This is a genomic window from Microbacterium sp. (assembly GCF_047607465.1).
GTDB lineage: Bacteria > Actinomycetota > Actinomycetes > Actinomycetales > Microbacteriaceae > Microbacterium.
In genome coordinates this window covers 1-7,718 of record NZ_JASGCY010000097.1, presented here as the reverse complement: position 1 = coordinate 7,718, position 7,718 = coordinate 1, and the positions used below count along the sequence as shown (strand labels likewise).

General features: G+C 69.1%; 9 protein-coding genes. 6 read left to right on the top strand and 3 right to left on the bottom strand.

The window, feature by feature from the left end; translation table 11 throughout:
• On the top strand, positions 1-420 hold a 420-nt coding region (locus QM568_RS14180; RefSeq protein WP_415139827.1), incomplete at its 5' end, for a hypothetical protein.
• Here the strand turns inward: QM568_RS14180 and lpdA are convergent.
• Entirely contained in the window at positions 402-1,802 is a 1,401-nt protein-coding gene (lpdA, locus tag QM568_RS14175) for a dihydrolipoyl dehydrogenase (protein ID WP_415139826.1), read from the bottom strand. The two genes, QM568_RS14180 and lpdA, sit on opposite strands and share 19 nt — an antisense overlap.
• Before the next feature lie 9 nt (positions 1,803-1,811).
• Complete coding sequence (locus QM568_RS14170) at positions 1,812-2,453, bottom strand: copper resistance CopC family protein (protein ID WP_415139825.1); 642 nt, start codon at positions 2,451-2,453, stop codon at positions 1,812-1,814.
• Positions 2,454-2,552: 99 nt separating this feature from the next.
• Here QM568_RS14170 and QM568_RS14165 point away from each other — a divergent pair, with 99 nt between their 5' ends.
• The 3 genes from QM568_RS14165 (at position 2,553) to QM568_RS14155 (ending at position 4,367) form a co-directional block, all read left to right on the top strand.
• A complete protein-coding gene (locus QM568_RS14165; RefSeq protein WP_415139824.1) occupies positions 2,553-3,038 on the top strand; it encodes an FHA domain-containing protein in 486 nt (161 codons plus the stop codon).
• Entirely contained in the window at positions 3,038-3,721 is a 684-nt protein-coding gene (locus tag QM568_RS14160) for a MerR family transcriptional regulator (protein ID WP_415139823.1), read from the top strand. The genes QM568_RS14165 and QM568_RS14160 overlap by 1 nt, the downstream gene beginning before the upstream one ends.
• A 100-nt stretch (positions 3,722-3,821) precedes the next feature.
• Positions 3,822-4,367 carry a MerR family transcriptional regulator gene (locus QM568_RS14155; protein WP_415139822.1) on the top strand — a complete coding sequence of 182 codons (546 nt, stop codon included), beginning with the start codon at positions 3,822-3,824 and terminating at the stop codon, positions 4,365-4,367.
• A 57-nt stretch (positions 4,368-4,424) separates the two neighbouring features.
• Here the strand turns inward: QM568_RS14155 and QM568_RS14150 are convergent, their stop codons facing one another.
• Entirely contained in the window at positions 4,425-5,237 is an 813-nt protein-coding gene (locus QM568_RS14150; protein WP_415139821.1) for a ParA family protein, read from the bottom strand.
• A 178-nt stretch (positions 5,238-5,415) separates the two neighbouring features.
• Here QM568_RS14150 and QM568_RS14145 point away from each other — a divergent pair, with 178 nt between their 5' ends.
• Both QM568_RS14145 and def read left to right on the top strand, forming a co-directional pair.
• Positions 5,416-7,140, top strand: coding sequence for a MinD/ParA family ATP-binding protein (locus QM568_RS14145; protein WP_415139820.1), 1,725 nt, complete (start codon positions 5,416-5,418; stop codon positions 7,138-7,140).
• Entirely contained in the window at positions 7,140-7,631 is a 492-nt protein-coding gene (gene def, locus QM568_RS14140) for a peptide deformylase (protein ID WP_415139819.1), read from the top strand. Before QM568_RS14145 ends, def begins: the two co-directional genes overlap by 1 nt.
• Positions 7,632-7,718 lie beyond the last annotated feature (87 nt).

The window sequence follows — 7,718 nt, the reverse complement described above, 5'->3', positions numbered from 1 at the left end:
CTGTTCCGGCGTCCGTCCTCCTCGTTCCGGTCGCGATCTGTGCTGTTCCGGCGTCCGTCCTCGCGTTCCGGTCGCGATCTGTGCTGTTCCGGCGTCCGTCCTCCTCGTTCCGGTCGCGATCTGTGCTGTTCCGGCGTCCGTCCTCGCGTTCCGGTCGCGATCCACGCCGTTCCGGCATCCGCTCTCCCTGTTCCGGTCGCGATCTGTGCCGCCAAGACCGCGCGGAAGCGGCACGAACTGCGACGGGAACACGCCATCGAGGCCGATACCGACACGAACTGCGACCGGAACCCGGTGCCGAATGACGCCACGCAGCGTGATATCGCGCCCCGACATATCGGGCCACGACGACAGAAGCGGCGACCGCCCGAAGGCAACCGCCGCTTCTTCCGTCTCGTCGATCAGAAGTTGATCATGTGACCTGCGAGGCCGTGGAAGCCCTCCTGGAGCGCCTCCGACAGCGTCGGGTGCGTGTGCACGTTGCGAGCGAGCTCCAAAGCGGTGAGGTCCCACTTCTGCGCGAGCGTCAGCTCGGGGAGGAGCTCGGAGACGTCGGGGCCGATCATGTGCGCGCCGATGAGCTCGAGGTGCTCCGCGTCGGCGATGAGCTTGACGAAGCCGACGGGCTCGCCGAGGCCGTGCGCCTTGCCGTTGGCCATGAAGGGGAAGGTCGCGACCTTGATCTCGCGGCCCTCGTCCTTGGCCTGCTGCTCGGTGAGGCCGAACGAGGCCACCTGCGGCGAGCAGAAGGTCGCGCGCGGCATCATGCGGTAGTCGCCCAGCGTCATGGTCTCGGCGTTGCCGATGGTCTCGGCGGCGACGACCGCCTGCGCCTCGGCGACGTGCGCGAGCTGCAGCTTGGCGGTGACATCGCCGATCGCGTAGATGCCCTCGACGTTCGTGCGCATGTGGTCGTCGATGTCGATGGCGCCGCGCTCGGTGAGCTTCACGCCGGTGTTCTCCAGGCCGTAGCCGTTCACATTCGGCGCGAAGCCGATCGACATGAGCACCTTGGACGCCTCGATCGAGCCCTGAGTGCCGGTCTTGTTGTCGGTGTAGGTGACGGTGACCTTGTCGCCGGAGTCGACGACCGACTCGACCTTGGTGGAGACGAGGAGGTCGACGCCGTAGTTCTTGTACTGCTTGGCGATCTCCTTCGACACGTCGGCGTCCTCGTTGGGAAGAGCGCGGTCGAGGAACTCGATGATCGTGACCTTCACGCCGTAGTTCGTCAGGACGTAGGCGAACTCCATGCCGATGGCGCCGGCGCCGACGATGACGATCGACTCGGGGAGCTCGCGCGTCATGATCTGCTCCTCGAACGTCACGACGTTCTCGCTGAGGGTGACACCGGGAAGCAGGCGCACGGTCGAGCCCGTGGCGATGATGACGTTGTCGAACGTGACCTCTTCGGTGGTGCCGTCGGACTTGGCGACCGAGATCGCCTTCGGGCCGGTGAAGGTGCCGCGGCCGTCGTACTCGGTGACCTTGTTCTTCTTCATCAGGAAGTGGATGCCCTTGACGCGGCCGTCGGCCACGACACGGCTGCGATCGAACGCCTGGCCGAAGTCGAGCGTGAATTCGCCCGAGATGCCGAAGAAGTCGGCCTTGTGGTTCAGGGTGTGCGCGATCTCCGCGTTCTTCAGAAGAGCCTTGGAGGGGATGCAGCCCACGTTCAGGCAGACACCACCCCAGTACTTCTCTTCGATGATGGCGGTGGAAAGACCGAGCTGTGCGCTGCGAACGGCGGCGACATAACCACCGGGACCGGCACCGAGGACGACGACATCGTAGTGAGGCATGGCTCCAGCCTAGCGCGCCGAAGGGCCGTCAGTTCCGGGCGCGGAGCGGTTTCCGCGACGCGAGAGGACGAGCACGAGGAGAGCGAGAAGCGCGAGGACGACGCCCCCGATCAGCCAGAATCCGAACGGCCCCTCGGACGCATCCGCGGGCGTCGAGGCCTCGGGTGTCGAGGTGGTTGGCGCCGCGGTCGCCGTGGACGTGTCCTGCGGGACCGGCGTCTGCACCGGTGCCGCCGTTGGTGCCGTGGCCGTGCTCCTGGTCACCGTGAACGAGAAGGAGCCCTCGGTGGGGTGCCCGTCGCTGGAGACCACCTTCCAGACCACCTGGTAGAGCCCGGCTTCGGCTTCGGCGACGAGCGGCTGGCGCACGGTCGCACCCTCGGTGAGGGCTGGGCCGTCGGTGACGGAGACGCCGGCGGCATCGGTCACGGTCATCAGCGTCGCGCCTTCGCCGGTGATGAGGTCGTTGCTGAAGGTGAGCGCGATCTCGCCGGGGAGCACCTCGACCGTGGAATCGGCGGCCGGCGACGATCCGGTCAGCTGATCGTGGGCCGAAGCCGGTTGCGCGGAGACGATCACGAGGAAAGCGGCGAGCAGGGCTGCGGCGAGGGCGAGAGGGGCGAGTGGGATGCTGCGGGCTGCGGTCTTCACGAGACCAGCCTATGAAGTCACGGTGTGCGGGGGCTGAGTGCGAAGCGCCCTGGAGTCGGCGGCGCGACATCGGTTAGTCTGGACGACCAGGAGGGCACAGTGACAGACAACGACAGCCGACCGGCCGCAGACGCCGCGATCCACCGTTCCGGCGAGCAGAGGCACGACGTGACGCAGACGTTCGGGCACGACTCGGACCTCTCCTTCGTGCCCTTCGGTGTCGAACTCACAGAGGTGGAGCAGAGCGCCATCGCCGCCCTGCCTGCTGGCTCCGCGCTGCTGCTGGTCCGCTCCGGCGCCCTCGCAGGGGCCCGCTACCTGCTCGACACCGACGTCACGACGGTCGGGCGCCACCCCGAGGCCGACATCTTCTTCGACGACGTCACCGTCTCGCGCCGCCATGCCGAGATCACCCGCACCGGCAGCTCCTTCGAGATCATCGACCAGCGCTCGCTGAACGGCACCTACGTGAACGGCGAGCGCGTCGACCGCAGCGCCCTCGTCGACGGCTCCGAGCTGCGCGTGGGCAAGTTCCGTCTGAACTTCTTCGCCTCCCCGATCGACCGCACGGCGGCGAACGACTGATGGCGTCCTCTCCCGCTCGCGAACGCAACGCGTCCGCGGGTCTGCTGAGCATCGGTCAGGTGCTGGCCCGGCTGACGCCGGAGTTCCCCGACCTGACCAGCAGCAAGCTGCGCTTCCTCGAAGTGCAGGGGATCGTGACCCCGTCGCGCACCGAGTCCGGCTACCGCAAGTTCTCGCCGTCCGACATCGAGCGACTCAGGCTCGGCCTCACGCTCCAGCGCGACCGGTACATGCCGCTCAGCATCATCAGAGCGGAGCTCGACGCAGCAGAGGCGGCGGGGGAGACCGCCATCGTGCCGCCGCCCTCGATCACGCCCGCTCCGCGCCGTTACCGCCGTGACGAGCTCCTCGCTGCGGCCGGTGCCGGCCCGCAGCTGCTCAACGACGCCATCAGCACGGGCGTCATGACGGCCCAGGAGAGCTACGGCGAAGCATCCGTCACGCTGCTGCGCTGCCTCGTCGGACTCGACCGTCACGGCATCGAGCCGCGGCATCTGCGGAGCCTGCGGCAGGGGGCGGAGCGCGAGGTCGCCCTTGTCGAATCGGCCCTGTCGGCGCTGCTGCGCCGCACCGATGCCGCCTCGCGCGCCAAGGCGAGCGAACTGGCCCCGGAGCTGGCCGGCAAGATCGAAGAGGTGCGGAGCCTGTTCATCAAGGAAGCCCTCGCCCGCGTGCTTTCGTAACGAACTGATTGCGACACGCCTCCGGGGTCGCGCGGATGTCGTTGCCGGTGCCGGAGCACTGCTCTAGCGTGGAGGTATCAGCTTCCAGGGAGGACTTCAGATGAATGCGGACGAGCGTGCAGGCGACCCGCGGTTCGTGAACGAACTCCTCTTCACCGACGGCCTTCCGGCGATGGACGACGAGGTCGGCTACCGCGGCGCCGTCGCCGCCCGCGCGGCCGGCATCACCTATCGCCAGCTCGACTATTGGGCGCGTACCGAGCTCGTGGAGCCCACCGTGCGCGGCGCCAGCGGCTCGGGCTCGCAGCGCCTCTACGGCTTCCGCGACATCCTCGTGCTCAAGCTCGTCAAGAGCCTGCTCGACACCGGCATCTCGCTGCAGCAGATCCGCACCGCCGTCGAGGAGCTGCGCCGCGCCGGCATCCGCGATCTGGCCGGCACCACGCTCATGAGCGACGGCGCCTCGGTCTACCTGTGCACCTCGAACGACGAGGTCATCGACCTGGTCAGCCGCGGGCAGGGCGTCTTCGGCATCGCCGTGGGCAAAGTTCTCCGCGAGGTCGAATCGACGCTCGTCGAGTTCGATCCGACGGCCCCAGACCCCGTCGACGAGCTCAGCGCTCGGCGCGCCAAGCGCTCGGCGTAGAACCCCGGCGGTCGGGACGCCCGGACGCAGCAGTGGTCCGGATCGGGCGATGCCTCGTCAGGCCTGCGAGCCGGTCTCCGGAACCGGGATGCGTCCGGTGCGGACGATGCGGTCCAGCAGCAGGTCGAAGTCGGCGGCGAGCTCCTGCGCGGAGTCGCCCGGCCAGATGTGCAGGGGCTTCGCAGCCCCCTGCGCCTGCTGCAGCGAGGTGCGCTCCGGCAGCTGCGGGGAGAGCACGAGCGGGCCGAACATGTCGCGCAGCTCCTTGATGCGGAACTGGTGCTCGATCGACTGCGGACGCACCCGGTTGACGACGATGCCCAGTGGCTGGAGCCGGGGGGAGAGGCCGCGGCGGATCTCCTCGATGGCGCGCAGCGCCCGGTCGGCGGCGGCGACGGAGAACAGGCCGGGCTCGGTGACCACCATCACGCGGTCGCTCGCCGCCCACGCGGTGCGGGTGAGGGCGTTCAGCGACGGCGCGCAGTCGATGAGCACGAGGTCGTAGTCGGCCTCGACGGCTGCGAGGGCCTCCTCGAGCTTCCACACGTCGCGGACGCTCGGATGCGGGCCGTCGAAGTTGATGGCAGAGGGGCTGCCGATGAGCACGTCGATCGTGCCGGGGTGCACCTTCGCCCATCCGCTGGAGGTGATGGCCTGGCGGACCACCTTCTCCTTCGGGTTCGCCAGCACATCGGCGACGTTGAGCCGACCGGCGACCTGGATATCCATCCCGGTGGAGACATCGGACTGCGGATCGAGGTCGACGACGAGCGTCCGCACACCTCGGGCGAAGGCCGCGGAGGCCAGTCCGAGAGTCACGGTCGTCTTGCCGACGCCTCCCTTGAGAGAGCTGACGCTGAGTACGTGCACGGCTCCACGTTACCTTCCCTTCGCCCGTGCTGACACTCGCACCCGCCGAACGCGCGGATATGCCGAGGCGCAGGGAGGGCGATCTTTTGCTCGTGATCAGCCGTTCGCACTACTCTTGTGCGGGCGAGGTCGCACCCTGGGGGTGCTCCCGAGACCCGCACAAACTGGGAGTGAGATCGTGACGACGAAGAACGAGTCCCCGGAAGAGGAGGACTCGCGAGGGATGCTCGATGAGTCGACGGCGCTGGACACGTCGGCGATCGGCGTGCTCGGGGGCATCGCGCAGGTGAGCGTCGCGCTGCCTACGGGCGATGACGACGACCTCGCCGACGAAGACGTGATCGACGGCGAGGTCGTCGAGCTGATCATCGACGAGCCAGCGCCCGTCGAGATCGTGGATCAGCTCACCGGCTCGATCGTGATCGATCTGCCTGCGGATGCCGGTGATGACGGGCGCGACGCGGCACCGTCACCCGTCCCGGTGCTCGAAGCGGAGCTCGAGCCGGCGGGTGATTCGCAGGATGACCGGCCGTTCGAGGCCGATCCGGATGCCGAGATCGAGCCGGAACCGCTGGCCGAGCCGGAACCGCTGGCCGAGCCGGAACCGCTGGCCGAGCCGGAACCGCTGGCCGAGCCGGAACCGCCGGCCGCGCCGGAGCGCCCGACGGCGACCGCCGCGGCATCCGCTCTGCCACGCTCCTCCGCACCCGCACCCGCACCCGCCGACGCCGAGGAATTCTCCGGCGCGGAGGCAGAAGCCGCGGCGGCGGCCTTCGTCGCTCGAGCCAAGGCCGATCTCGAAGCCGCGGTCACCGCATCGCGCGTCGCCGTCGTGAAGAAGGAGGCTCCCGCCGTGGAGACATCGAAGGACAAGGGCGCCGCCGCGGCGTCGAACCGCGCGCAGCGCGCCGAGCTGGCTCTCTCCTCGAAGCGGCTCGACGATCTCGGCAATGCCTCGCGCGAGAGCGCCGATCTGCTCACCGCTGACCGGCTGCTCGATCCCGCCAAGCAGGTAAAGCCCGAGCCCGAAGGGGCATGGAGCCACCTGCTCTACACGATCTCCGGTCGTCGCATCAACATCGGCGACGGCAAGCGCGCTCGCGCCCGCAAGGCGCTCAGCGCCAAGATCGCAGCTCCCCTTCCCGGCGGCGCCCGCTTCGTGCCAGTGCTCTCGCGCAAGGGCGGCGTCGGCAAGACCACCGTCACGGCCCTCCTCGGCATGGCGCTGGCCGATGCGCGCGAGGACCGGGTGATCGCCGTCGACGCCAACCCCGACCGCGGCACCCTCGCCGACCGCATCGTGCAGCGGCACCACACCAAGTCCGTGCGCGACCTCGTGCGCATCCGCGACGAGGTCAAGGGCTACCACGACATCTCGGCGATCGTCGCGCGCGACTCCACGCGGCTGGACGTGCTCGCCTCCGACTCCGATCCCCGCATCGCCGAGGCGTTCAGCGACAGCGACTACCGCGATGTCGCCGGCGTCGCCGCGCACTACTACTCGCTCGTGCTCACCGATACCGGAACGGGCATCGTGCACTCCGTCATGTCGGCCACGCTCGATCTCGCCGATCAGATCGTGATCGTCTCCGGCCTCAGCGTCGACGAGGCCCGTCTCGCCTCGGAGACCCTGACGTGGCTGGAGACCAACGGCTATGCCGAGCACGCGCACGAGGCCATCGTCGTGCTCAACCAGTCGACGCCAGGGGCGCCGCTGGTGCGCTTGAACGAGCTCGAGGCGCACTTCGGCTCCCGCGCGAAGAAGGTCGTGCGGATGCCGTACGACGCGCGGATCGCCGGGGGAGGGACGATCGAGTTCGCATCTCTGCAGCCCGAGACCCGCGTCGCCGCACGCGAGCTCGCGGCGCTCCTTGTTGACGGACTGCGCGGGAAGAGCGCCTGATGGCGGTCCGTGAGATTCGCATCTTCGGCGATCCGGTGCTGCGCACGGTGTGCGCGCCGATCGAGGAGATCGACGATGGCGTCCGCGCCCTCGTCGCCGACCTCGTCGACACCGTCGAGCTGCCGGGTCGCGCCGGGGTCGCCGCCCCGCAGATCGGCGTGCCGCTGCGCGCCTTCAGCTACAACATCGACGGCGACATCGGCTACGTGATCAACCCCGTGCTCACCGAGGTGCGCGGCGAGCCGGAGCCCACCGGCGAGGGCTGCCTGTCGGTACCGGGGCTCTGGCACGACGCCATGCGCCACCCGTGGGCGCGGGTGGAGGGCATCGACCTCGACGGGGCCCCGGTCGTGCTCGAAGGCGAAGGGCTGCTCGCCCAGGCGTTGCAGCACGAGACCGATCATCTCGACGGCAAGCTGTACCTGTCGCGCCTGGAGCCGGAGACCCGCAAGGTCGCGATGCGCGAGGTGCGCGAGAGCGCCTGGTTCTGATCCCCGCGGGCCTCCGCACCCACCGAGACCCCGCCATATCGCCGAAACCCCGTGCTGCCGACGTCGGCAGCACGGGGTTTCGGCGAT